The sequence below is a fragment of the Streptomyces sp. NPDC045899 genome, assembly GCF_056431485.1.
The window spans coordinates 188,433-213,348 of record NZ_JBWKKP010000001.1; the positions used below are offsets into that span (position 1 = coordinate 188,433).

The following is a 24,916-nucleotide window of genomic DNA, read 5'->3' on the forward strand; positions in this document are numbered from 1 at the left end:
CCGCTCCGCCCCAGGGCGAAGAGGGGGCGCCGTCGGCGCGACGCGCTCCGTTTCAGGTTTCCCCCACTCACCGAAACCCTGGAGAGAAGCATGTCCTTCACACTCCCCCGCCGCGCCGGCCTCGCGGCCGCGGCCGTCCTCGCCACCGCGGCGTCCATCGCGGGAGTCATGACCGGCACCGCCCAGGCGGCGCCGAAGCCCATCGTCGGCGGTACCACCACGACGGCGTCCGCCTATCCGTACGTCATGCAGATCACGGACTCCTCGCAGAGACAGTTCTGCGGCGGCACGCTGGTGTCGCCCACCAAGGTGGTCACCGCCGCCCACTGCATGGTCGGTGAGACCACCGGCAGCGTCCGCGTGGTCGGCGGCCGCACCTACCGCAACGGCACCAACGGAACGGTCAGCAGGGTCAGCAGGATCTGGATCAACCCGTCCTACTCCGACGTCACCAACGGCGACGACGTGGCGGTGCTGACGCTGTCCACGGCCATGCCGTACAGCACGCTGCCCTACGTCTCGCCGTCCGACACCGGCGTGTACACCGCGGGCACCACCGCCCGCATCCTGGGCTGGGGCACCACCCGCTCCGGCGGCTCCTCCTCCAACCAGCTGCGCACGGCCACCGTGCCGACCGTGTCCGACTCCAGCTGCCGCAGCTCCTACGGCTCCGACTACCTCGCCTCCGACATGGTCTGCGCCGGTTACACCCAGGGCGGCGTGGACACCTGCCAGGGCGACAGCGGCGGTCCGCTGGTCATCAACGGCAAGCTGGCCGGAATCACCTCCTGGGGCGAGGGCTGCGCCCTGGCCGGTTACCCGGGCATCTACAGCCGGCTGACCACCTTCTCCTCCCTGGTCTCGGCCCAGGTCAACTCCTGACCCCAACGGACCGACCGCCCCTCCCCGGCCGTCCGGCCGGGGAGGGGCACTGCGCTGACGCTGTCCTGATGTGGCCCTCGTCCCGTCCCGGGACCGAGCGGAGCGGGCACGTCGTCTGCTTCAATAGGGGCATGGTCAGCCTCCACCACGCCGCGACGGGTCGTCCGGACCTCGAGCCGTTCTGGCCGTCCCGGCAGGCGCACCATTTCGACCGCGAGTGTTGCCGCGCGTTCCGTACGCGGGCCCGCTCGCTCGGCCGCTGAACCCACCGCCACCGCACCATCACCGGCGGCTCCACGGCCAGATGCCCAGCCCGCGCGCACGACGTCCCCGACGACCTCGCGAGCGCGAAAGAGCTGACTCCCATGACCAACGTCCGCAGCCTGTCCTCCTCCCCCGCCCCCGCCGTCCCGCCCGGCGCCCCCGCGGCCTCCGCCCACCGTCAACGGTTGCGGGCCGTTGCGCCGGACGAGGTGCCACCGGTGGCCGAACTGCTCCATCCCGGGGCGACCTGGCTGCCCGCACCGGCGCACACCCTGCCCTCGCTGCCCGGCCGGCCGCCGATGATCGGCTATCTGGTGCTGGTCCCCGCCGACCGGCAGGATCCCGCGACCGCCCTGACCACCGCCGCCCCGCAGCCGTCCGTTGACACCGTGGCGGCGGACACCGGGGAAGGACCGGTGCGGATCGACCCCGACCGGCGGACCGCGCGGATCGCCGGACGGCCGCTGGAGCTGACCTACCTCGAGTTCGAGCTGCTGGCCCATCTCGTCGCCCATCCGCACCGGGTGCACACCCGCGATCAGCTGGTGACCACGGTCTGGGGATACGGACATGTCGGCGACGGCCGGACGGTCGACGTCCATGTGGCCCGGCTGCGCCGCAAGTTGGGCGCCGAGCACCGGGGGACGATCGTGACGGTGCGGCGGGTGGGCTACAAGTACGTTCCGCCCGCGCCCACCGGCTGACGCCCCGCCGTCCCCGGACACGGCACCGCCCCGGCAGGTCCTGGACCTCCCGGGGCGGTGGCGTCAGCGGCCGGGCGGCGACATCAGCGGCCCGCCGGTACCCGGGGGCGCGGGGCCCCGGCCGTGCCGTCGGCCGGCGGCTCCTCGCCGTGCCCGAACCGCGGCAGCCACCGCAGACCGCGCGGCAGGTACCAGGCGCGCTCCCCGAGCAGGGCCAGTACCGAGGGCAGCAGCACCATCCGGACCAGCGTGGCGTCCACCAGCACCGCCACCGCGAGACCGACCCCCATCTGCTGCATGTCCTGCATCTGGAGCAGGGCGAAGACCGCGAACACCGCGACCATGATGACGGCCGCCCCGGTGACCGAGCCCGCCGTGGTCCGGATGCCCTCGCGGATCGCGTCGCGGGTGGACAGCCCCCGGTCACGGGCCTCACGGATCCGCGAGACCACGAACACGTGATAGTCCATCGACAGCCCGAAGAGGATGACGAGGACGAACAGCGGCATCCATGCCTCGATCGCACCCGCCGGTTCCATGCCCAGCGCCCCGGCGCCCCAGCCGTGCTGGAAGACGGCGGTCATCGTGCCGTACGCGGCGCCCACCGACAGCAGGTTGAGCACGATCGAGGCGAGCGCGATCGGCACCGAACGGAAGCACACCAGCATCAGCAGGAAGGTCACACCCGCGATGAAGAGGAGCACGGGGGCGATATCACTCTTCAGCTGGTCGTTGAAGTCGAGGTTCCCGGCCAGTTGACCACCGACGTACGCCTCCTTCGAGACCGGTCCCAGGATCCGCGGCACCAGGTCCTCGCGCAGGGTGTCCAGGGCGCGTTCGGAGGCGGCGTTCCGGCCGTTGCCGGACAGCGGCACCTCGATCCGGGCCACGCCCTCCTTCCGGTGCAGCTCCACCTCGACCGGCTTGCCGAACCGGCCCGAGCCGGTGATCTCCTTCTTCAGGTCGGCGACGGCCGCGCCGAACCGGTCCGAGCCGATGTCGTCGGCGCGCACGACCACCTCGGCCGGGGCCGGGCCGCCGGGGAAGGCACCGGTGATCTCCTTGAAGGCCACGGTCAGTTCGGCGTCGGAGCCGAACTGCTGCTCCATGCCGAGCTGTTCGGTCTTCATCCCCAGCGCGGGGGCGCACAGGGCCAGCAGCAGCGCGGCGGACACGGCGGCGAAGACCTTCGGCGCGGCCAGCACCGGCCGCATCAGCCGTCCGGAGAGTCCGCCGCTGCTGTGCACGCCCTTCTTCCGGCGGCGGTTCAGCAGCGGAACCCGGCCGGCGTCGATCCGGTCGCCCAGCCACGACATCATCGCGGGCAGCACGGTCACCGAGCCGAGCATCGCCATCAGCACCACCAGGATGGTGGCGACCGCGAACCCCTTGAAGAGCTGCAGCCCGGACAGGAACATGCCCGCCATCGCCAGCATGACCGTGATCCCGGAGACCAGGACCGCCCGGCCGCTGGTGGCCGCGGCGATCCGCAGCGCCGTGTCCGCGTCCCGCCCCGCGGCCCGCTCATCGCGCTCCCGGCGCAGATAGAACAGGCAGTAGTCGACCCCGACGGCCAGTCCCACCAGGAACATCACCGAGTTGGTGGACTCGACGAGCGGGACCCGGTGGCTGACGAACGCCAGCAGTCCGAAGGTGCCGACACAGGCCGTCACCCCGAGCAGCACCGGCAGCAGCGCCGCCACCAGCGCGCCGAAGACCACCAGCAGGATGCCGAGCGCCAGCGGCACCGCGGTGAGCTCGGCCTTCTTCAGGTCGTCCTCCAGCATCCCGCTGAGCATGTGCGCGGCGCTGGCGTCACCGAACTCATGGACGGTGACGCCGCGGTGGGCGGCCCGGGTGTCCTCGACCGCGTCGAGGACCGGCTCGGCCCGGTCCCCGGCGGTGTCGGGATCGCCCTTGAGGTCAAAGCTGACCAGGCCCTCGCGTCCGCTCTCCGACCGCACCGGGGGCTGGATCCGTGCCGTCTCCCCGGTCCTTTCCAGGCGCGCGGTGAGATCGCGGGCGGCGGCGCGCCAGCCGTCGGGCCGCTCGCTGCGCAGCATCACCATCTCACCGGCCGGGGTCTTGAGCCCGGCGTCCCCGAGGATCTGCTGGGCACTCGCGGAGTCGCCCGTATCGCCCTCGGAGTCCGTCATCACCTTGGTTCCGGACATCCCGCCGACCACCGCGACGACCACGACGAACAGCAGCCATCCGATGATGGCGGTTTTGCGGTGGCGGGTGCTCCACCCGCCCAGCCGGACGGCCAGGCCCTGCCTCGATGCGCTCATGGCGTCTCTCCCGTGGAGGTGCGGACTGCGTTGGTCATGTCCTCGACGCTAGGAATCCGCGCGCCCGCGCCCCAGCCGGGCAGCCACCCGGTCCCGGAGCCGGAAGGCGAAGCCGGGGGGTGGGGCCAGCTACACCCCCGGGCGGGGCCAGCCCCCCGTGACCGGGGAGGAACGTGGCCGCAGACTGGACGTGTCCGAGAATGAGGGCTGATCACCGGGCCGCCGGGCACCGGCCGCCGACCACCAGGGGGACGACGCATGAAGGTACGCAGCGGGTTCACGGCCTGCGCACAGGGGCTGGCGCTGCTGTTCATCACGGCGCTCTGCTCGATCCCGCTGTTCACGCTGATGGTGCTGTCCCTGTGCTTCATCCCGCTGGGTCTGGGGATGCTCACCACCCCGGTGATGGTGCGGCTGGTGCGGGCCTACGCCGACTCCCGGCGGCGGCTGGCCGCCCGGTGGGCCGGGGTCGAGATCCCGGTGCCCTACCGCCCGCTGCCCGCGGACCGCCGCCCCGGCCTGACCGGCCAGGTGGAGCTGCTGACCTTCCTGCTGAAGGATCCGGCGACCTGGCGGGATCTGCTGTGGCTGTTCTACGACATGATCGGCGGCCTGTTCCTCGCCACGCTGACCTTCGCGTTCGTCCCCTACGGGGTGGAGGCGTGGGTGATGGCCGCGGGTGTGTGGAGGCCGGTCGTGGACGCGGGCGGTACGTACTGGTACGCCTTCGTCCCGATCGACTCCCAGTCGACCGCCCTGCTCGCCGCACTGCTCGGCGTGGTCTTCTTCGGCGTCGGTCTGGTGGTCTCGCCCCTGCTGCTGCGCACCGGCTTCCTGGTGTCCCGGGCGTTCCTGGCCCCCACCCCGCAGATGGCGCTGGCCGCACGGGTGCGGAGGCTGACCGAGACCCGGCATGACGCGGTGGACACCTCGGCCGCCGAACTGCGCCGCATCGAACGCGATCTGCACGACGGTGCGCAGGCCCGGCTGGTGGCCATGGGGATGAGCCTGGGCACCATCGAGGCGCTGATCGAGAAGAACCCGGCCAAGGCCAAGGAGATGCTCGCCGCGGCCCGCAGCGACTCGGCGGAGGCGCTGTCCGAACTGCGCGACCTGGTCCGCGGTATCCATCCGCCGGTCCTGGCCGAACGCGGTCTCGGCGACGCGGTGCGGGCGCTGGCACTGCGGATGACGATCCCGGTCGAGGTGGACGTGGAGCTGCCGGGCCGGACCGACGAACCGGTGGAGTCGGCCGCGTACTTCGCGATCAGCGAGGTGCTGACCAACGCGGCCAAGCACTCCGGCGCCGCCCGGATGTGGGTCGATCTGCACCATGACGGCGCCACCCTGCGGATCGTGGTGACCGACGACGGCCGCGGCGGCGCCCGGATCGCGCCGGGCGGCGGACTGGACGGGATCGAACGGCGGCTGGGCGCCTTCGACGGGATCCTCGCGGTCAGCAGTCCGCCCGGCGGGCCGACCATGGTGACGATGGAGATCCCCTGCGCGCTCACCGCGCCCCGGCCCACCAGCTGATCGGGCGGGAGCGGCGGAGCTTCCACGACATCGACACCGAGGACGAGGCGTTCGACTACTCCGCGGTGGTGCCCGGGGAGGAGCCGTTCACGGTCATCGCGCGGGACATGCCGGCCGCCGGGTTCGGGGTGCGCGGCACGGTGGGCGCCGCGGAGAGCCATCTGTTCGAGGCGCCGGAGGTGGTGCGCTTCGGCGTCGGCTGGATCGAGGAGAAGCTCGGCGGACCGCCCGGGGCACGGTCCCGGTCCGTCGACCCGGGCCCGTGAAGGCGAGATCCGGCCACTCGCTACCATCATCCACGACGTCATGTCCCCCGGTACCGTCCCGCGCTGCCGCACATCCGTGTGCCCGCGCGTCCGGAAGGACCGCGAGGGAGACGTCATCGCCCGGTACCGATGCCGTCGAACGGCCGGCCGGGATCGCACACAACGGGGAGAGTGAGGACGACATGCGAACGTGGACGCGTGCCGTGCCGGCGACGCTGGGCGTCGTGGCACTGGCGGTGGCTCTGGTGGGCTGCAATGACTCGGGGTCCAAGAAGGGCAAGTCCGACGGCAAGAAGGACCATGCCGCGGCCCCCTCCGACGCCGGGAAGAAGAAGCAGACCTTCCGGCTCGGTGAGCCCAGTCCGGCCCAGAAGAGCGACATGAAGGAGTCCGACGGGGCCACCTTCACGGTCACGCCCACCAAGGTGGTGACCGGCACCAAGGCCGAGATGGATGCGTCCGGCCTGAAGAAGGACAAGAAGGACGGTCCGCAGATCCCCGTCCATGTCTGGTCCACGCTCACCCACAAGAGCGGCAAGGCCATGGAACTCGACGACATGGACGACGACCTGGTCGTGCGGACCAACGCCCAGCAGCGCACCCGCGCCCTCCTCGTGCTCATGGGCGAGGCGAAGTGGAACAACTGCCCGGAGCCCGACAGCTACAAGAAGCTCTCGGCCGGGCAGTCGGAGAAGATCTGCACCACCTTCCTCATCCCGGAGGGCCAGAAGGCCGCCGCGGTGGAGCTGACCCAGGGCTTCTACAACGAGCCGCTGGAATGGCCCGTGAAGGGCTGATCCCCGTACGCACCGGGCGGGCCGGACCTCCACGGGGGTCCGGCCCGCCCGGTGCGTGGTGACCGCCCGTGGCGCGGACCGGGGGCCCGCCCCCGCGAGCGGTACATTCGACGCGTCCGCCCCTGCCCCCGACCCGCCCCGGACCGGGGCCCGACGACCTCTTGGAGCCGTCACGTGCGCGTTGTGATCGCCGAGGATCTGTTCCTGCTCAGGGACGGACTGGTGCGGATGCTGGAGGCGTACGACTTCGAGATCGCGGCCGCCGTGGACAGCGGTCCGGGGCTCACCCGGGCCTTCGAGGAACTGAAGCCCGACGTCGCGGTGGTGGACGTACGGCTGCCGCCGTCCTTCACCGACGAGGGGCTGCAGTGCGCGCTGGCCGCGCGGCGGGCCCGCCCCGGCCTTCCGGTGCTGGTCCTCTCCCAGCACGTGGAGCAGTTGTACGCGCGTGAGCTGCTGGCCGACGGCAGCGGCGGGATCGGCTATCTGCTCAAGGACCGGGTGTTCGACGCCGACCAGTTCATCGACGCGGTACGGCGGGTGGCCGGGGGCGGTACCGCGATGGATCCGCAGGTGATCTCGCAACTGCTGGACCGGCGCGCCCAGGACCGGCCGATCGGCCGCCTCACCCCGCGGGAGCGCGAGGTGATGGAGCTGATGGCACAGGGCCGGTCCAACGCGGCGATCGCGGCCCAGCTGGTGGTCACCGAGCGGGCGGTGGCCAAACACACCTCGAACATCTTCGGCAAGCTGGGACTGCCGCCGTCCGACGACGACAACCGCCGGGTACTGGCCGTCCTGGCCTATCTCGACCGGGGCTGACCGGGGCCGGCGGGAAGAGCCGCGGACCGGGCCGGGACCGGACACGAGTGCTGAAGCGAGCCTTTCGCGCCCCGTACACCCCATTGCTCCCACCCCACAACACTGGTTAAGTGCCGTTCGCAGAGGGACCCTTGGCCGTTGTCCGTTGGGGGGCGCATGAGCGACCTGAGCAGACGCACGCTGATCGGAACCGCCGGAGCACTCGGAGCCGGAGCCGCGCTGGGGAGCACCGTCCCCGCCGCCGCGGAGGGCCGGACCGGGGCACAGGACAGTCCACAGGACCCCGCCGTGACCGCATTCGACACCACGCCCGCGCATGACGCGCTGCGGCGGCTGCTCCCGGACCACGCCGGGCAGTTCCGGCTGACGGCGCTGTCGCCCGGCGGCGGTGCGGAGCGGTTCGAGGTCACCGGCTCCACGGGACGGCTGACCGTGGCCGGAACCAGTCCGGCGGTGCTGCTCACCGGCGTCCACTGGTATCTGAAGTACGTCTGCCACGCGCAGCTCACCTGGTCCGGCGATCAGCTCGGACTGCCGCGGAAGCTGCCCGCGCCGGACCGCCCGGTCGCCCGCTCCACCGCGCTGCCGCACCGCTTCGCGTTCAACGACACCCACGACGGCTACACGGCCCCGTTCGCGGACTGGGACCGCTGGGAGCACCTGATCGACATCGCGGCCCTGCACGGCTGCAACGAGCTGCTGGTCACCCCGGGCCAGGAGGCCGTCTACCACCGGCTGCTGAAGGACTTCGGCTACTCCGACGCCGAGGCCCGCGGCTGGCTCCCGGCCCCCTCCCACCAGCCCTGGTGGCTGCTCCAGAACATGAGCGGGTACGGCGGGCCGGTCTCCCCCGAACTGCTGGCCAAGCGGGCCGAGCTGGGGCGCCGGATCACCGGCCGGCTGCGCGAACTGGGCATGCGTCCCGTCCTGCCCGGCTACTTCGGCACCGTGCCCGACGGCTTCGCCGGCCGCAACCCGGGGGCACGCACCGTGCCGCAGGGCGACTGGGCGGGGCTCAAGCGCCCCGACTGGCTCGATCCGCGCACCGAGTCCTTCCGGAAGGTGGCCGCCGCGTTCTACCGCCACCAGCACGAGCTCTTCGGTCCGGTCGACCTGTTCAAGATGGACCTGCTGCACGAGGGCGGCGACCCCGGTGACGTCCCGGTGCCCGACGCCGCCCGCGCGGTGGAGAAGGCGCTGCAGACCGCCCGGCCCGGTGCCACCTGGGTGATCCTCGGCTGGCAGGAGAATCCCCGGCGCGATCTGCTGGACGCGGTGGACCACGACCGGATGCTGGTGGTGGACGGTCTGTCGGACCTGGACACGGTGACCGACCGGGAGCAGGACTGGGGCCGGGTGCCGTACGCGTTCGGCACCATCCCCAACTTCGGCGGCCGCACCACCATCGGCGCCAAGACCCATATGTGGGCGGAGCGGTTCACGAAGTGGCGTGACAAGCCCGGTGGCACCCTGGTCGGCACCGCCTACATGGCCGAGGCGGCGGAACGGGACCCGGCGGCCTTCGAGCTCTTCAGCGAACTGGCCTGGCGGGACGAGCCGGTCGACCGCACCGCCTGGTTCCGGGAATACGCGGACGTCCGGCTCGGCGGGCGCGACGACCGGGGCCGGGAGGCGTACGCCGCGCTGCGCGACACCGCGTACGAGATCAGCAGCAAGGACGGCCGGCCGCACGACTCCGTCTTCGCCGCCCGGCCGAGCCTCACCGCCCGCTCCGGCACCAACTACGCCACCCACACCCCGGCGTTCGACCCGGCGGGCTTCGACCCGGCGCTGGCGGCCCTGCTGGCGGTGGCGCCCGCGCTGCGCGACAGTGACGCCTACCGCCACGATCTGACCGATATCGCCCGGCAGGCGCTGGCCAACCGGTCCTGGCAGCTGATCCCCCAGCTCCAGGAGGCGTACCGGCGCAAGGACCTGACCACCTTCCGGGCGCTGTCCCGGCTGTGGCTGAAACTGATGCGGCTGAGCGACGATATGACCGGTGCGCACCGCCGGTTCCTCCTCGGCCCCTGGCTGGCGGACGCCAAGCGGATGGCCACCGGCGAGGCCGAGTCCGCCCGGCTCGAACACGCCGCCCGGACGCTGATCACCACCTGGGCGGACCGGGTCACCGCCGACGGCGGCAAACTGGCCAACTACGCCAACCGCGACTGGAACGGCCTGATCGCCGACTTCCACCTCCCCCAGTGGCGTTCCTACCTCGACGAGCTGGAGGACGCGCTCGCCGAGGACCGCGCCCCGCGCACGTTCGACTGGTACGCCGTCGAGGAGCCCTGGACCCGGGAGCGCACCGGCTATCCGGTACGGCCCACGACCGACGCCCACCGCACCGCCCAGCGGGTGCACGACACCCTGGCCAGGGCCCCGTACCAGGGCACGCTGTCCGTTACCACCGATCCGGCCGCCCTGCCGCCCGGCGGCACCGCGACCATCACCGCCGCGCTGCGCAACGTCAACGGGCTGCGGGCCACCGGCCGGGTGGACTTCGGGCTCACCGTGACCGGACTGGAGCCCGAGCCGCAGGGCCCCACCTCGCTGGACTCGGTACGGGCGGGCGGCACCGGGCAGGTCCGCTGGCGCGCCACCGCCCCCGCCGGACCGCCGGCGGATCCGCTCCGGTCCCTGCCCTACGAACTGGGCGTGCTCTACGGGCCGCGCGGGGAGGAGCGGGTGCGGGCGGTGCGCACCGGCTCCCTGTGGATCGCCGGTCCGCTGGCCGACGGCTGGCGGACGGTCACCACCAACGACGCGGTCTTCGGGCAGCTGGGGCAGCGGTTCGCGATCGACGGCGGGGGCTCGGACCTGTGGAAGGGCACCGCCGAGTTCGGCGCCGTCCACCGCGCGGGCGCCCTGACCGCGGGGAGGTCGGTGACGGTGCGGGTCGACTCCCAGGCGGTCACCGGCCCGTGGGCGCGCGCCGGGATCGTGGTCCGCAACGCGCTGGCCACGGCGGGCTCACCCGGCTTCGTCAATCTGTCCGTCACTCCGGCCAACGGCGTGGTGCTGTCGTACGACTCCGGCGGTGACGGCACGCTGGACAGCTACCGGCGGATCACCGGTGTGAAGGCGCCCGTACTGCTGCGGCTGACCCGCACCGCCGCCACCGCGTACACCGGTGAGCTGTCCACCGACGACGGCGCGACCTGGCGGAAGGTGGCGACGGTGACCGCGCCGGGCGCGGCGGCGGCGCAGGACGCCGGGATGTTCATGAGCGCGGCCAACGGCGGCGGCGGCGACCGCGGCACCGTGGAGTTCAGCGGCTGGAAGGTCGCGTAGCGGCCGGCCGGCCCCGCGGCGGGATGACCGCCGCGGGGCCGGTGAGGTGACCAACCCGCCCCGCCACTCGTTCTGTGAGACGTGGAACAGCACCAGGCGACAGCCACCCTCGACGACGACACCACCGGCCCGATCGACGTCGAGCAGGCCGAGGCCGCCATCGTCGAGCACTACCCGCGGCTGGTGCGGCTGGGATACCTGATCCTGCCGCCCGGTATGGGACGCACCCGGCGGGTGCTGGCCGCGCATGCGCTGGCGCAGCGCGCGCTGCCCCGCAACCGCTCCGGCAGCGGCGGGCAGGATCCGCGTCCCGATGTCGAACTGCCGTGGCAGCGCGGGACGAAGGGCGCGGCGGCCGACGCGGGCTATGCCTACGTACGGCTGCGGGTGCTGCGCACCGCCCTGCGGGCCGCCGGGCCGCGCTGCTGGTGGCGGATTCCGCCGCCGCTGCCGCAGGTGTTCGGGCTGCGGTTGTTCCCGCGCTCCGGCGGGGCCGATGAACTCGCCCTGGACCAAGCGCTGTCCGAGCTCTCCGGCCCCGGCCGCGCCGCGTACGTACTGCGCGAGCTGGAGCGGCTGGAGGACCGCGAGGTGCGCAAACTGCTCCAGGCCGCCGGGGTCGACGACGCGCGGAGCGCGCTCGCCGAGGCGGAGGCCGTACCGGAGCCCGCGGGCAGCCGGGACGGATCGCCGCTGGAGTCGGCCGAGTTCGACGCGTGTTCGCTCCAGGCGCGGCCGACCGATCTGATGCGCCGCCGTCAGCATCTGCGGGCGCTGCTGGTGGCCGTGGTGGCGCTGGTGGTGTGCGGCACCCTGCTGGGGATGCCGGGTGACGGCTGGGGGCCGGGCGGCGCGGCGGCCCCCTCGTACGCCCGTAACCCCTCCGCCGAACGGGCCCTGGATCCGGACCGGTTGACCCGTGCGACGCCGGACGCGTGGCGCACCGCGAGCCGGGTGGACTTCTCGGTGTGGCCCGCGCGCGGTGAGCGCACGGGCGATACCGCGCTGCTGCGCCGCGCGCTGGCGGTCTGGGCGCGGCCCGGCCGTTCGGTGCGGGTCTCGACCACGGCGGGTACGCAGTCCGGGCCGCCGTCCGGGCCGCCGCAGCTGCTCTTCGCGGGCGAGGTGGACCAGGCGGCGGTGGTGCTGCTCCACGACGGGCTGCGGATCGCGCGGTACGCGGAGGCGGACGGCGCCGACGGCGGTGCGGTGGCCCTGGACCTGGCCCGGCTGGACGCCGCGGACGCGGCCGACTCCACGGCGCTGGTGCTGACCCGCACGGACGGCAATGTGCGTTACCTGACGGCCCCGTGGGTGCGCCGGGCCGCGGTCCGGGACCTGCTGCACCCTGCGCAGCCGGCACGTCCGGTGCACCGCGCCCCGGACGGGGTGACCGATCCGGTGCGGACGATGCCGCAGCTGCGGCCGTGCCGTGGCTGGCCCGCGCTGCAACTGGGTTCACGGCTGGTGGTCGACCTCGGTGAGCTGTCCCCGGCACGGCTGACCTACGGCCCGCCGGGATCGCGGACACCGCGTGATGTGGCGGGCCGCGCGGCGCGGATGAGCTGGGCGCGGACCGCCTGCCGGCTGCCGGTGATGCAGGCCCGGGGCGTGCGCCGGGTGAACACCTGGCGGTTCGCGGCCCAGTCGCTGCCCGAGGCGGGCGGCCGGGCGGCGTGGCTGTGCACCCGGGCGGAGACCTGGCGGGGCCGGGGCAGCCGGGTGCTGGCCCAGTTCCAGCCGTGGGACGTGCGCCGGGGCGCCGCGGGCGCCGTGGCCGCGAGCGCCGACGACTCCCCGGCGTGTGGTCCGCGCGAGCCGCGGGTGCTGGCCGGGGTGCTGTGGAAGTCGCAGTCCGGGCGGTGGTACCTGCTGGCGGCGGGCAGCCGTCAGGTGACCTCGATCGCGGCGAGCGGCGGGGTCCGGGGCCGGGTGTGGGGCCGGGAGCTGACCCTGCCCGCCACGGCCGGGGCGCACGCCGACCTCAAGGCCCGGCTGGCCGACGGTGACCGGCTCGGCTCCCTGCGCTGAGCGCTCCGCGGGAAGTGCCGCGAGATGCCGTCGTGCGTCTGCGGCCGCGTCGTGGCCGGTCGCGCCCACGCGGCGGAGCCGCACCTCGGCAGAGCCCCGCGCCCCTTCGGGTGCGCACCCGAACCGCACCGGACTTCAACGAGGCCCGTGCAGGGGGCCCAGTGCCGCGCCCCCGCCCCGGGCCGCTACCGCCGGGTGAAGACCGCGGCCGTGCGCCCCGGGACGCCGAAGGTGCCCGATGACCGCTCGTAGGAGGAGGTCCTGACGGTCGGGTCCGCGCCGTGCGCCTGCACCGGGTGCAGTGCGTACGGTGTGCCCGCGAGGTCGGCCACGGTCTGGGTCCGCCGCTCCGGGGTGGCGTTGAGGACCACCACCAGATCACCGAGCCGCATGGTGATGACGCCCGGGGTCTCGCCGGTCCCGGACAGCGGGAAGGACAGCGCCCGCCGCACCTCTGTGGCCGTGGCCTGGCTGAACGCCTTCTCCGTGGTGCGGATCCGCAGCAGGTCCCGGTAGGCGGCGGAGGCGGAGGTGATCTCGGCGCAGCCGGGACGGGCCGCCTCGTTGGTCAGCAGGGGCTTGGCGTAGGGCCACTTCGCCTCGTTGTCGGCGGCCGGGGGCAGTCCGCGGCCGAAGCCGTTGCCGTCCCGGCACCGCCAGTGCAGGGCGTTGAACCAGTCTCCGCTGTCGAAGGAGTTGCGGTCCAGGGACTTGGAGCGCAGCCGGTCGGTACCGGCCTGGCTGAGCGCCGGGCCCTGGGAGAGGGTGGCGGTGGCCATCGCGAGCACCTGTGCGCGGGCCCGCTCGGCGGCCGGGGTGCGGGCGGGCAGCTTGTAGGTGAGCGCGTCGTAGAGGGTTTCGTTGTCGTGGGCGTCGGCGTAGGCGAGGGCGTCGCCGGGGGCGGCCGCGTACCCCGCCGGGGCACCGTTGTAGTCGATCTCGGAGCCCTTGACCCGGCGGCCGGTGGTGTCGGTGAAGGTGAAGTCGGCGAGGTTGCCGGAGAGTCCGACCTTGATCAGGTCCTGGGCGTGCAGCAGCCGGGCCCGCTGCTCCTCGCGGGTGCCGTTGGCCGGTGACGCGTTGGGGTCGGTGTACAGACCGGAGGCGAACCCCTGGACCCGCGGGTCCTCGTCGAACGGCCCGCCGCCGCGTATCGCGTCCCGGGCCCGGTCGCTGAAGGTGGCGACACCGGTGCCCGCCATGTTCCGCTGGGTGGCCTGGACGAACCGGGCGTCGTCCGCCACCTCGCCGAAGTTCCAGCCCTCGCCGTAGAGCAGGATCGCCTTGCCGTCCACACCGTCCTTCGCGGGGGTGAGGGCGTCGAGGGCCCTGCGGACGGCGAGGATGTTGGCCTTGGGGTGGTGGCCCATGAGGTCGAAGCGGAAACCGTCGACCTTGTACTGCCGGGCCCAGGTGACCACCGAGTCGACCACCAGCTTGCCCATCATGGCGTGTTCCGGCGCGGTGTTGGCGCAGCAGGTGGAGGTGGCCACGGTGCCGTCGTCCAGCAGCCGGTGGTAGTAGCCGGGCACGATCCGGTCGAGTACGGACCGGGGGTCCTGTCCGGAGGCCACGGTGTGGTTGTAGACGACGTCCATCACGGTGCGCAGCCCGGCGCGGTTCAGGCCCGCCACCATCCGCCGGAACTCACGGGTGCGGGCCGGGCCGTCGGGATCGCCGGCGTAGGAGCCCTCGGGCACGGTGTAGTGCAGCGGGTCATAGCCCCAGTTGAACCCGTCCTTCGCGGCCGTCTCGCCCACACAGGACTGCTGCCGCCCGGAGTCCGCGGGCAGGGAGTCCAGCGCGCAGCCGGGCTCGGCCTGGCCGGAGCGGCGCTCGGGGACGGTGCCGAAGTCGAACGCGGGGAGGAGGTGTACGTAGGAGGTACCGGCACGGGCCAGCCTCCGCAGCTGCCGCATCCCGTCCGAGCGGCGGTCGGTGAAGGCGAGGTACTGGCCGCGGTGGGCGCTGGTGCGGTCCGCCATGGAGAAGTCGCGGATGTGCAGTTCCTCGATCCGGGCGTCGCGCGCGGGCACCGCCTCCGGCTTCTCCAGCGAGGACCAGCCGGCCGGGGCCAGCCCGGGGTCGGCCAGATCGGTGACGAGGCTGTGGGTGGAGTCGGCGGTCAGGGCGGTGGCGTAGGGGTCGGTCACCTCATTGGTGACGATCTTCTGAACGGTGGGCGCCCAGACCTGGACCCGGTAGCGGTAGGGCTTGTTCCGCCAGTCGGCACCGCCGGTCACCCGCCACACCCCGTCGGCCGCGTCCCGTCGCATCGGGACGGTGCGCCCGTCGAGTTCGAGCGCCACGCTCTGGGCGGTGGGCGCCCAGACCGAGAGGGTGGGGCGGCCGTCGCGGAAGACCGGGCCGAGGTGCGCACGGCGGGCGGCGGAGGCGTACAGGTCGTCCAGCACCCCGGGGATCTGCACATCGGTGCGGCGCAGGACCCGGTGGTCGCCGGTGGCCGCCCGCTGGACGGCGGTGACATGGCCGCGCAGCGCGGTGGCGGCCTTGCCGCGGTCCCGGGGGTCGACGGAGAAGGCGGGGAAGGCCGCGAGATGGGGATGGGCTGCCTTCTGGGCGGCGGTCAGCGTGGTCGGGGAGAGACGGAGCGCCCCGCCGCGCGAGGAGCGCAGTTCCTCGGCGGTGGTGTCACCCGCCTCGGCCTTCCAGACCACGGTGGCGCGGTCGATCCACTGGGCCTCGGCGGTGGGGGGCCTGTCGGACGCGGCGTCGGGCTGCCGCTGTGCCGCGGGGGCGGCCGCCGTGCACAGCGCCAGGGCGGCGAGGGCGGCGGCGGTCCGGCGGAGGGTGCGGTTCACGGGGTGGGGACTCCTTCGTGGTCCGAGGCGCGGACGATTCCTTCTTGCAAGACCTTTCGCAAGCGATTGCGGCGGTGTTACGTTCAGGCACGTCTCCGGTCCGGCCGGCCGGGGGCCCGTGCGCGGGCCCCACGCGCCCGGCCGGTCGGGCCGGTCATCTCCCCCTCGGCGGCGTCCCCGGGTCAGCCGCCCCGGTGGGTCAACCGCCGCGGCGGACCTGCGCCGTGGATCCGCGCACCACCAGATCGGGCTGGAAGACGAACTCGGTGCACTGCACCGGGTTCCCGGCGAGCTCCTCGAGCAGCGCGCCGACCGCCGCGGTGGCCATCGACTGCACCGGCTGACGGACCGTCGTCAGCGGCGGATCGGTGAAGGCGATCAGCGGGGAGTCGTCGAAGCCGACCACCGAGACGTCCCGGGGGACGCTCAGGCCGCGCCGGGACGCCTCCCGGATCACCCCCAGCGCCATCAGGTCGCTGCCGCAGACGAAGCCCGTACAGCCCTGGTCCAGCAGCGCGGCCGCGGCGACCTGTCCGCCCTCGACGCTGAACAGGGTGTGCCGGACCAGCTCCCCGGCCTCGGCGGGTGAACGGCCGAAGACCTCGCCCATCGCCGCCGTGAACCCCTCGACCTTGCGCCGCGCCGGGACGTAGCGCGCGGGCCCCACCGCGAGTCCGATCCGCTCATGGCCGAGGGCGGCGAGGTGGTTCACCGCCATCCGCGCCGCCGCCCGGTCGTCGGGGGAGACGAACGGCGCCCGGATGCCCTCGTGGTAGCCGTTGATGAGCACGAATGGCACCCGGCGTTCGGCCAGCCGCAGATAGGTGGCCGGATCGGCGGTGGTGTCGGAGTGCTGTCCGGACATGAAGACGATGCCGACCACATCGCGCTCCTCCAGCTGCTCCACCAGCTCGTCCTCGGTGGCGCCGCCGGGCATCTGGGTGCACAGGATCGGGGTGTAACCGTGTCCGGCCAGCACCTGTTCGATGACTTGCGCGAAGGCGGGGAAGATCGGGTTGATGAGCTCCGGGATCACCAGGCCCACCAGTCCGGCGCTGCGCCGCCGCAGCCGCACCGGCCGTTCGTAGCCGAGGACGTCGAGGGCCGCGAGCACCCGCTGCCGGGTGGCGTCCGCGACCCCCGTCCTGCTGTTGAGCACCCGGCTGACGGTGGCCTCGCTGACCTGTGCCTGGGCGGCGATGTCGGCGAGCCGGGGCGACAGGGGTGCGCTCACACCGCCCACCAGACGGCCGTGTCGGGGGCCTGGGTGACCTCGTCCTCGCCGCGCGGCACCTCCCCGTCGCTGACCAGCAGCGCCCGGCCCGGAGCCGCCAGCGTGACCGGCTCACCGGTGGTGTTGACCGTGCAGACGAAGTCCGGGCCGTCGCCGGCCGCCCGGCGGCGGAAGGCCAGCACCCCGTCGGGCGCCGCCAGCCATTCCACCGACTCCCCCGCGCCGAGAGCCGGATGGGCCCGGCGCACGGTGAGCGCCTCGCGGTACAGCTCCAGCGTGGAGCCCGGACGTCCGGTCTGGGCCTCGACGCTGAGCCCGCCCCAGCTGTCGGGCTGGGGCAGCCAGCTGGGCCCGCCCGCGCGGGGACCGAAGCCGTACGGGGCCTCGGTGCCCGACCACGGGATCGGCACCCGGCAGCCGTCCCGCAATCCGTCCTGCCCGGTCTGCCCGTCGGCGGAGGTGCGGAAGAACGCGGGGTCCTGGCGCGCCTCGTCGGGAAGGTCGGTGACCTCCGGAAGGCCCAGTTCCTCGCCCTGGTAGAGATAGGCGGAGCCAGGCAGTGCCAGCATCAGCAGGGTCGCGGCACGGGCCCGGCGCAGTCCGCGCGCGGGGTCACCGTCGGCGTAGCGGGTGGTGTGCCGGACCACATCGTGGTTGGAGAGCACCCAGGTGGTGGGAGCGCCCACCGGCCGCATCGCGTCCAGGGAGTCGTCGATGACCTCGCGCAGCCGCTCCGCGTCCCAGTCGGCGCCCAGGAAGTGGAAGTTGAACGCCTGGTGCAGCTCGTCGGGGCGGACGTAGCGCGCGGTGCGCTCGGTGGTGGGGGTCCACGCCTCGGCGACCCCGATGCGCTCACCGGGGTACTCCTCCAGGACGGTGCGCCAGCTGCGGTAGATGGCGTGCACCCCGTCCTGGTCGAAGAACGGCAGTACGTCGTTGCCCAGCAGCTTCAGCTGTCCGGCGCGGCCGAGGTCGGGCAGTCCCGCGGCCTTGACCAGACCGTGGGCCACATCGATGCGGAAGCCGTCGACACCGAGGTCCAGCCAGAACCGCAGCACCGAGCGGAACTCGTCCCTCACGGCCGGGTGGTCCCAGTCGAAGTCGGGCTGCTCGGCGGCGAAGAGGTGCAGATACCACTCGCCGGGGGTGCCGTCGGGGTTCTGGGTGCGGGTCCAGGCGGGCCCGCCGAAGATCGATTCCCAGTCGTTGGGCGGGAGTTCGCCGTCCGGGCCCTGTCCGGGGCGGAAGTGGAACCGCGCGCGCAGCGGGGAACCGGGGCCCTCCTCCAGCGCCTTGCGGAACCAGAGGTGCTGGTCGGAGCAGTGGTTGGGGACCAGGTCGACGATGATCCGCAGCCCCAGTTCATGGGCGTCACGGATCACCGCGTCGGCGTCGTGCAGGGTGCCGAACATCGGGTCGATGGCCCGGTAGTCGGCGACGTCGTATCCGGCGTCGGCCTGCGGTGAGGCGTAGAAGGGGCTGAGCCAGACGGCGTCCACGCCCAGTTCCTTCAGATGGGGCAGCCGGGCGCGGACGCCCTGGAGGTCGCCCATGCCGTCGCCGTTGCCGTCGGCGAAGCTCCGCGGATAGACCTGGTAGATCACCGCGTCGCGCCACCATCCGGGGCGGCCGGGAGCCCCGGGGGACTCCGGTGCCGTGGCGGCCAAGGGGTCGGCGAGGTACTGCGTCATGTCGTCCTTGGATTCATCGGAAGCGTCGGTTCGCACGTCGGTCGCGCGGGTCAGGACTTGGTGGCACCGGCGGTCAGACCGGCCACCAGATGGCGCTGGGCCCAGGAGAACACCAGGGCGGCCGGAATGGCGATCATGACGGCGGCGGCGGTCATCGAACCCCAGTCCGAGGTGTACTGGTTGACGAAGGTCTGGAGGCCCGAGGCGAGGGTGAGGTTCTCCTCGCCCGTCATGAAGGCCGAGGCGTAGGCCACTTCGGCCCAGGCGGTGATGAAGGTGTAGAAGGCGGTGACCGCCAGGCCGGGCTTGGCCAGCGGGACGACCAGCCGCCAGAAGGTGCCGAACGGGTTGAGGCCGTCGACCCGGCCCGATTCGTCGATCTCCACCGGGATGGTGTCGAAGAAGCCCTTCATCATCCAGGCGCAGAACGGCACGGCCACGGTGAGGTAGGTGACGATCAGCGAGATCGGCTGGTTGAGCCAGCCCAGCGTCGACATGATGTTGTACAGCGGCACGATGAGGATGGCCACCGGGAACATCTGTGTGATCAGCAGCAGCCACATCAGCGAGCGCATCCCGGGGAACCGGAAGCGGCTGACGGCATAGCCGGTGGTGGCCGCGACGAAGACGCCCAGGACCGTGGTGACGACGACGATGAACAGCGAGTTGCCGAACCAGGTCAGGAACTCGGTGTCGTTCAGCACGTGCTGGTAGTTGGCCAGCGTGGGGTTCTTCACCACATCGGTGCTGAACGCCTCGCTCTTCGGCTTGAACGAGGTCACCAGCAGCCACAGCGGCGGGAAGACCGCCACGGCGGAGGCGATGACGAGGGTGGTGTGCAGCCCGACGGAGGCGAGCGGGCTGCGGCGGCGGTCGCGCATGGCTACCAGACCTCTCCCTGCTTGCGGAGCGAACGGCGGTAGACCACCGCGAAGAGCATGAGGATGACCAGGATCAGCACGCCCCAGGCGGAGGCGCCCGCGAAATCTCGGGGGCTGTTGACGAACGAGAGCCGGTAGGCGTAGGTCACCAGGATCTCGGTGCTGTCCCCCGGACCGCCGCGGGTGAGCAGGTAGATCACCGCGAACATGTTGAACGTCCAGATGGTGGAGAGCAGGACCACGGTGGAGCTGACCGACCGCAGACCGGGCAGGGTGATGTGGCGGAACCGCTGCCAGGGGCTCGCACCGTCCATCTCGGCCGCCTCGTAGAGCTCACCGGGGATGGACTGGAGTCCGCCGAGCAGGGCCACCAGCATGAACGGCACCCCGAGCCAGATGTTCACGGCGATCACCGAGACCTTGGCCATGGTGGGGTCGTTCAGCCAGGGCACCCCGTCGATGCCACCGCCCTCCAGCACCTTGTTGAGGATGCCGTTCTTCTCGTTGTAGAGCAGCCGCCAGGCGAAGACGGAGACGAAGGCGGGCACCGCCCAGGGCAGGATCAGCAGCGACCGGTAGACGGCGCGGCCCGCGAACCGGCGGTTGAGCAGGACGGCGAGGCCGAGGCCGAGCACGAACGTCACGATGACGCAGGACAGGGTCCAGGTCGCCGTCCAGCTGAGCCGGTCCCAGAAGACCTCGTCCTCCAGGATGGCCCGGAAGTTGTCGAGGCCCACGTTCTCGTAGGTGGCCGGGATGTGGTTGACCCCGATGGTGCGCTCGACATTGGCCTCATTGGCGTCGGTCAGCGACAGGTAGACGCCGCGGACCAGCGGATAGCCGATGATCAGCCCGACGACGATCACGACGGGCGCGACCATGGCCCAGGCGTACCAGTGCCGGGAGAGCGCGGAGCGGATCCGGCCGGGCGGGGTGTCCCCGGTCCCGCGGGCCCGGCCGCGGGTGCCCTTGGCGCCCGCGGCCGGACGCGCCGACCGGCTGGTGTCGACAGCCATCGTTGCCGGTCCTTACTTCCAGTCGCCCTTGAGGAGCTTGCGGTAGGCGTCGCCGACGGCGCCCGCCGCCTTCTCGGGCGAGGTCTTGCCGGTCAGGACGTTGGGGAACTGCACCAGGATCGCCTGGAAGAGACTGTTGCCCTCGGGGATCCAGGGGCGCTCGACGGCCTTGTCCACGGCGCCCTTGAAGAACTTCACATTGGCGTTCGCCGCGACCTTCGAGTCCTGGTAGACGGAGGTGCGGGTGGGCAGCAGGCTCAGCTTCTCGGTGGTCTTGGCCTGCACCTTCGCCGAACTCATGTACTTGGCGAAGGCGTAGGACGCGTCCAGGTTCTTGGAGCCCGCGTAGACGGTGAGGTTCTGGCCGCCCTGCGGGGCGCCCTGGCCGTCACCGCCGGCCGGGACCGGGACCACGCCGAGGTTGGACTTGTCCTTGAACGCCTTGCCCGCGAGGGTGTCCTCGATCGCCCACGGCCCGTTGATCGTCATCGCGACGTCGCCGTTCTTGATGGCGTTCTGCATGTTCTCCCAGCCGTCGGTGGCGTCGGTCTCCGCCGCCCCCGAGGTGACCAGGTCCCGGGCGGCGGCGAACGCCTTCACACCCGGCTCGTCGTCGACGGTGACCTTCTTGGCCTTGGTGTCCAGCAGATCGCCGCCCTCGCCGTAGATGAAGGGCAGGTACCAGTAGGCGTCGTCGCCGCGGAGGTACAGACCGGTCTTGCCGGTCTTCTTCTTGATCTTCTTGGCGGCGGCCTTGAGCTCGGTCCAGCTCCGGGGCGGCTCCACCCCGGCGTCCCCCAGCATCTTCTTGTTGTAGAAGAGGCCGAGAGTGTCGATCACCTGCGGCACCGCATACGTCTTGCCCTTGAACCGGGTACCGGCGGCGGCCTTGGGCAGGTAGTCGGACTCCTTGTCGAGCGCCGCGGTGCCGTCCAGCGGGGCCAGATAGCCGATGTTCGCCAGGTCATGGGTCCAGGCGACCTCGGTGCGCAGCACGTCGGGCGCGCCGGAGCCGCCGGAGCCCGCCGCGTTCTTGAACTTGGCCAGGGCCTCGCCGAACGGGACGTTGACGTAGTTGACCTTGACGCCGGGGTGCTCCTTCTCGAAGCCGAGGGCGAGCTCCTTGTAGGTGCCCTTCTCGGCCTCGTTCGAGGTGTCCCAGTAGGTCACGGTGCCGGACAGCTTGCCGCCCGACTTGCCGCCGCCGTTGTCACCGTCGTCACCGCCGCATGCGGTCGCCGCGAGCGCCATGGCCGCGACAAGCGCAGTGGCCGCTATGCCACGTCGCATCTGAACTCCTCCAAGACCGGCCGCGTCATCGCGGCTCCGGGTTGCCGAGGAACGTAACAGGGCTGCAAGAAACTCGAAAGACCTTGCGGGAATTTTCTGCAAGGCACCCGGATTCGTTACGTCCGCGTGTCCTGCCGAAGTCCGCCGCGAGCCCCGTGAACGCGGAGAACACGCGCCGGAGCGCGCTCAGGGGCGCCTCGCCCGCTTCTGCAATCTCTTCCGCAAGGCATTGCAGAGCTGTTACGTTCGCGGTTATGACCCAGGAGCTCACGACCTCCCTCCAGGCCGACGCCGCGCGACCGTCCGGAGGGCCCGGCTGGTGGCGCGACGCCGTCATCTACCAGGTGTATGTGCGGTCCTTCGCCGACAGCGACGGCGACGGCATCGGTGATCTGCGCGGGGCCCGCGCACGGCTGCCGCATCTCGCCGGGCTGGGCGCGGACGCCGTCTGGCTGACCCCCTTCTACGCCTCCCCGCAGGCCGACGGGGGCTACGACGTCGCGGACTACCGTGCGGTCGACCCCCTCTTCGGCACCCTCGCCGACGCCGACGACCTGGTCCGCACCGCCCATGAGCTGGGACTGCGGGTGATCGTGGACGTGGTGCCCAACCACACCTCGGACCAGCACCCCTGGTTCCGCGCGGCCCTCACCGAGCGGCCCGGCGGCCCGGCCCGCGCCCGCTACCACTTCCGTCCCGGCCGGGGCCGGGACGGCGAACTTCCGCCCAACGACTGGGAGTCGGTCTTCGGCGGCCCCGCCTGGACCCGGACCACCGGTGCCGACGGCACCCCGGGCGAGTGGTACCTCCACCTCTTCGCCCCCGAGCAGCCCGATCTGAACTGGGACAGCCCCGAGGTGCGCGAGGAGTTCGACTCGGTGCTGCGCTTCTGGCTGGACCTGGGCGTGGACGGCTTCCGTATCGACGTCGCCCACGGCATGGTCAAGGCGGCCGGGATGCCCGATATCGGCCGCACCGAACAGGCCAAGCTGATCGGCTCCCAGGTGCTGCCCTTCTTCGACCAGGACGGGGTGCACGAGATCCACCGCTCCTGGCGGCGGCTGCTGGACTCCTACCCCGGTGACCGGATCGGGGTCGCCGAGGCGTGGGCGCCCAGCCCCGAGCGGCTGGCCCTGTACGTACGCCCCGACGAACTCCACCAGGCGTTCAACTTCCAGTTCCTCAAGTCCCCCTGGGACGCGGCGGCGATGCGCACGGTGATCGACGAGTCGCTGGCCGCGACCGCGTCCGTGGGTGCCCCCACCACCTGGGTGCTGTCCAACCACGACGTGGTCCGGCACCCCACCCGCTACGCCGACGGCAGCCCGGCCCGGGGGCTGCGCCGGGCCCGCGCCGCGGCCCTGCTCACCCTGGCGCTGCCCGGTTCGGTCTACCTCTACCAGGGCGAGGAGCTGGGCCTTCCGGAGGTCGTGGACCTGCCGGACGAGTGCCGCCAGGACCCGGCCTTCTTCCGCGCCTCCCCCGATGGACAGGACGGCCAGGACGGCCAGGACGGCTTCCGCGACGGCTGCCGGGTGCCGCTGCCCTGGTCCCGCTCGGGCGCCAGCCACGGCTTCGGCCCCGGGGGCAGCTGGCTGCCGCAGCCCGCGGAGTGGGCCGGACTCTCGGTCGAGGCCCAGACCGGCGACCCCGGATCTACGCTGGAGCTGTACCGCTCGGCACTCGCGTTGCGCCGGGAGCTGCCGGGCCTCGGTGACGGCCGGATGACCTGGCTCGATGCCCCCGCGGGGGTGCTGGCGCTGTCCCGGCCGGGGTTCCTGTGCACGCTGAACACCCTGGGGGAGGAGGTCGAGCTTCCCGTTCCGGGGCGCGCGCTGCTGTCCTCCGCGCCGCTCGCGTACCGTGCCGCTACGGTGCGCATTCCTCCTGATTGCTGCGCGTGGTGGGCAATCTGACATGCGACCGGTACAGTCCAATCCCATGACCGCACGGCTCGCTGACATCGCAGCCCAGGCGGGGGTCAGCGAAGCCACCGTCAGCCGCGTCCTGAATGGCAGGCCGGGGGTGGCCGCGGCGACCCGCGAGTCCGTCCTCGCCGCACTGGACGTCCTCGGCTACGAGCGCCCGGTGCGGCTGCGCCGGCGCAGCGCGGGTCTGGTGGGACTGATCACGCCCGAGCTGGAGAACCCGATATTCCCCGCGCTCGCCCAGGTGATCGGGCAGGCGCTGACCCGACAGGGCTACACCCCGGTGCTGGCCACCCAGACCCCCGGCGGTTCGACCGAGGACGAGCTCACCGAGATGCTGGTGGACCGCGGGGTGGCCGGGATCATCTTCGTCTCCGGACTGCACGCGGACACCTCGGCCGATATGCAGCGCTACGACCAGCTGCGCGGCCAGGGTGTGCCGTTCGTCCTGGTGGACGGTTACGCGCCCGCGGTGCGGGCGCCGTTCATCTCCCCCGACGACCGGGCGGCGATGCTGCTGGCCGTCACCCATCTGGTCTCGCTGGGCCACACCCGGATCGGGCTGGCGCTGGGGCCCAGACGGTTCGTCCCCGTACTGCGCAAGATCGAGGGCTTCCAGCAGGCCATGCGGGACCGGCTCGGGCTCGGGCCGGAGGATTCCGCAGAGCTGATCCAGCACTCGCTGTTCACCCTGGAGGGCGGTCAGGCGGCGGCGTCCTCGCTGATCGACCGGGGCTGTACGGCGGTGGTCTGCGCGAGCGACATGATGGCGCTGGGGGCCATACGGGCGGCCCGGCAGCGTGATCTGGCGGTCCCTCAGGACATCTCCGTGGTCGGCTTCGACGACTCCCCGCTGATCGCCTTCACCGATCCGCCGCTGACCACCATCCGCAAACCGGTGCAGTCGATGGGGCAGGCCGCGGTGCGGGCCCTGCTGGAGGAGATCGGCGGCACCCCGGCCCCGCCCAGCGAGTTCGTCTTCCTCCCCGAACTGGTCGTCCGCGGTTCGACCGCCTCCGCCCACGGCCACCCGGTGCGCAGCGCCGCGGCGGAGCGGACGACATAGCCGGACGCAAGGCGTCGTACACCCCGTAAGGGACCCCCCGAACCGGCATATATGCCACCCGGAACCGCTGTGCGGACGGTCTGTCAGGGGGTCGCGTC

Annotated in this window: 16 protein-coding genes and 1 pseudogene; 10 read left to right on the forward strand and 7 right to left on the reverse strand. The window is 72.5% G+C overall.

Features of this window, described 5'->3' with window-relative positions:
- Window positions 1-90 precede the first annotated feature (90 nt).
- The gene (locus tag AC07FT_RS00880; RefSeq protein WP_471195503.1) at window positions 91-882 is read left to right on the forward strand and encodes a S1 family peptidase; all 792 of its coding nucleotides are present in this window, start codon (window positions 91-93) and stop codon (window positions 880-882) included.
- A 365-nt stretch (window positions 883-1,247) separates the two neighbouring features.
- Window positions 1,248-1,850, forward strand: a complete 603-nt coding sequence (locus tag AC07FT_RS00885) for a winged helix-turn-helix domain-containing protein (protein WP_479172906.1) — start codon at window positions 1,248-1,250, stop codon at window positions 1,848-1,850.
- An 83-nt stretch (window positions 1,851-1,933) separates the two neighbouring features.
- Here the strand turns inward: AC07FT_RS00885 and AC07FT_RS00890 are convergent, their stop codons facing one another.
- Window positions 1,934-4,141, reverse strand: a complete 2,208-nt coding sequence (locus AC07FT_RS00890) for an MMPL family transporter (protein WP_479172908.1) — start codon at window positions 4,139-4,141, stop codon at window positions 1,934-1,936.
- A 258-nt stretch (window positions 4,142-4,399) separates the two neighbouring features.
- On the opposite strand from AC07FT_RS00890, the gene AC07FT_RS00895 reads away from it, so the two are divergent.
- The 6 genes and pseudogenes from AC07FT_RS00895 to AC07FT_RS00920 all read left to right on the forward strand — a co-directional run bounded on the left by AC07FT_RS00895 (window position 4,400) and on the right by AC07FT_RS00920 (window position 12,890).
- Window positions 4,400-5,677, forward strand: a complete 1,278-nt coding sequence (locus tag AC07FT_RS00895) for a sensor histidine kinase (protein ID WP_471195494.1) — start codon at window positions 4,400-4,402, stop codon at window positions 5,675-5,677.
- Between the two features lie 14 nt (window positions 5,678-5,691).
- Window positions 5,692-5,943, forward strand: a pseudogene (locus tag AC07FT_RS00900) (hypothetical protein); the annotation flags it as partial.
- Between the two features lie 182 nt (window positions 5,944-6,125).
- A complete protein-coding gene (locus AC07FT_RS00905) occupies window positions 6,126-6,740 on the forward strand; it encodes a hypothetical protein (protein WP_479172910.1) in 615 nt (204 codons plus the stop codon).
- A gap of 174 nt (window positions 6,741-6,914) precedes the next feature.
- On the forward strand, window positions 6,915-7,562 hold the full coding sequence (locus tag AC07FT_RS00910; protein ID WP_254745848.1) for a LuxR C-terminal-related transcriptional regulator: 648 nt from the start codon (window positions 6,915-6,917) through the stop codon (window positions 7,560-7,562).
- Between the two features lie 156 nt (window positions 7,563-7,718).
- Window positions 7,719-10,859 (forward strand): alpha-N-acetylglucosaminidase, encoded by a 3,141-nt coding sequence (locus AC07FT_RS00915; RefSeq protein ID WP_479172911.1) that lies wholly within the window; start codon window positions 7,719-7,721, stop codon window positions 10,857-10,859.
- 81 nt (window positions 10,860-10,940) lie between these two features.
- Window positions 10,941-12,890 (forward strand): hypothetical protein, encoded by a 1,950-nt coding sequence (locus AC07FT_RS00920; RefSeq protein WP_479172913.1) that lies wholly within the window; start codon window positions 10,941-10,943, stop codon window positions 12,888-12,890.
- 185 nt (window positions 12,891-13,075) lie between these two features.
- Here the strand turns inward: AC07FT_RS00920 and pulA are convergent, their stop codons facing one another.
- The 6 genes from pulA to AC07FT_RS00950 all read right to left on the reverse strand — a co-directional run bounded on the left by pulA (window position 13,076) and on the right by AC07FT_RS00950 (window position 21,824).
- A complete protein-coding gene (pulA, locus tag AC07FT_RS00925; RefSeq protein ID WP_479172915.1) occupies window positions 13,076-15,712 on the reverse strand; it encodes a pullulanase-type alpha-1,6-glucosidase in 2,637 nt (878 codons plus the stop codon).
- A gap of 199 nt (window positions 15,713-15,911) precedes the next feature.
- The gene (locus AC07FT_RS00930) at window positions 15,912-16,955 is read right to left on the reverse strand and encodes a LacI family DNA-binding transcriptional regulator (protein WP_479172917.1); all 1,044 of its coding nucleotides are present in this window, start codon (window positions 16,953-16,955) and stop codon (window positions 15,912-15,914) included.
- Window positions 16,943-18,637, reverse strand: a complete 1,695-nt coding sequence (locus AC07FT_RS00935; RefSeq protein ID WP_479172919.1) for a glycoside hydrolase family 13 protein — start codon at window positions 18,635-18,637, stop codon at window positions 16,943-16,945. Before AC07FT_RS00935 ends, AC07FT_RS00930 begins: the two co-directional genes overlap by 13 nt.
- Window positions 18,638-18,687: 50 nt before the next feature.
- Window positions 18,688-19,518 carry a sugar ABC transporter permease gene (locus AC07FT_RS00940; RefSeq protein ID WP_471195470.1) on the reverse strand — a complete coding sequence of 277 codons (831 nt, stop codon included), beginning with the start codon at window positions 19,516-19,518 and terminating at the stop codon, window positions 18,688-18,690.
- Between the two features lie 2 nt (window positions 19,519-19,520).
- A complete protein-coding gene (locus tag AC07FT_RS00945; protein ID WP_471195467.1) occupies window positions 19,521-20,534 on the reverse strand; it encodes a carbohydrate ABC transporter permease in 1,014 nt (337 codons plus the stop codon).
- A 12-nt stretch (window positions 20,535-20,546) separates the two neighbouring features.
- Window positions 20,547-21,824, reverse strand: a complete 1,278-nt coding sequence (locus AC07FT_RS00950; RefSeq protein ID WP_471195464.1) for an extracellular solute-binding protein — start codon at window positions 21,822-21,824, stop codon at window positions 20,547-20,549.
- A 254-nt stretch (window positions 21,825-22,078) separates the two neighbouring features.
- Here AC07FT_RS00950 and AC07FT_RS00955 point away from each other — a divergent pair, with 254 nt between their 5' ends.
- Together AC07FT_RS00955 and AC07FT_RS00960 are read left to right on the forward strand one after the other, a co-directional pair.
- Window positions 22,079-23,740 (forward strand): glycoside hydrolase family 13 protein, encoded by a 1,662-nt coding sequence (locus tag AC07FT_RS00955; RefSeq protein ID WP_479172922.1) that lies wholly within the window; start codon window positions 22,079-22,081, stop codon window positions 23,738-23,740.
- A 25-nt stretch (window positions 23,741-23,765) separates the two neighbouring features.
- Window positions 23,766-24,818 carry a LacI family DNA-binding transcriptional regulator gene (locus AC07FT_RS00960; protein ID WP_479172924.1) on the forward strand — a complete coding sequence of 351 codons (1,053 nt, stop codon included), beginning with the start codon at window positions 23,766-23,768 and terminating at the stop codon, window positions 24,816-24,818.
- Window positions 24,819-24,916: the final 98 nt, after the last annotated feature.

Bases quoted from the DNA above. Each gene is read 5' to 3' on its own strand.
- AC07FT_RS00880 (WP_471195503.1), top strand. From the start codon at position 91: ATGTCCTTCACACTCCCCCGCCGCGCCGGCCTCGCGGCCGCGGCCGTC.
- AC07FT_RS00885 (WP_479172906.1), top strand. From the start codon at position 1,248: ATGACCAACGTCCGCAGCCTGTCCTCCTCCCCCGCCCCCGCCGTCCCG.
- AC07FT_RS00890 (WP_479172908.1), bottom strand. From the start codon at position 4,141: ATGAGCGCATCGAGGCAGGGCCTGGCCGTCCGGCTGGGCGGGTGGAGC.
- AC07FT_RS00895 (WP_471195494.1), top strand. From the start codon at position 4,400: ATGAAGGTACGCAGCGGGTTCACGGCCTGCGCACAGGGGCTGGCGCTG.
- AC07FT_RS00905 (WP_479172910.1), top strand. From the start codon at position 6,126: ATGCGAACGTGGACGCGTGCCGTGCCGGCGACGCTGGGCGTCGTGGCA.
- AC07FT_RS00915 (WP_479172911.1), top strand. From the start codon at position 7,719: ATGAGCGACCTGAGCAGACGCACGCTGATCGGAACCGCCGGAGCACTC.
- AC07FT_RS00935 (WP_479172919.1), bottom strand. From the start codon at position 18,637: ATGACGCAGTACCTCGCCGACCCCTTGGCCGCCACGGCACCGGAGTCC.
- AC07FT_RS00940 (WP_471195470.1), bottom strand. From the start codon at position 19,518: ATGCGCGACCGCCGCCGCAGCCCGCTCGCCTCCGTCGGGCTGCACACC.
- AC07FT_RS00945 (WP_471195467.1), bottom strand. From the start codon at position 20,534: ATGGCTGTCGACACCAGCCGGTCGGCGCGTCCGGCCGCGGGCGCCAAG.
- AC07FT_RS00950 (WP_471195464.1), bottom strand. From the start codon at position 21,824: ATGCGACGTGGCATAGCGGCCACTGCGCTTGTCGCGGCCATGGCGCTC.
- AC07FT_RS00955 (WP_479172922.1), top strand. From the start codon at position 22,079: ATGACCCAGGAGCTCACGACCTCCCTCCAGGCCGACGCCGCGCGACCG.
- AC07FT_RS00960 (WP_479172924.1), top strand. From the start codon at position 23,766: ATGACCGCACGGCTCGCTGACATCGCAGCCCAGGCGGGGGTCAGCGAA.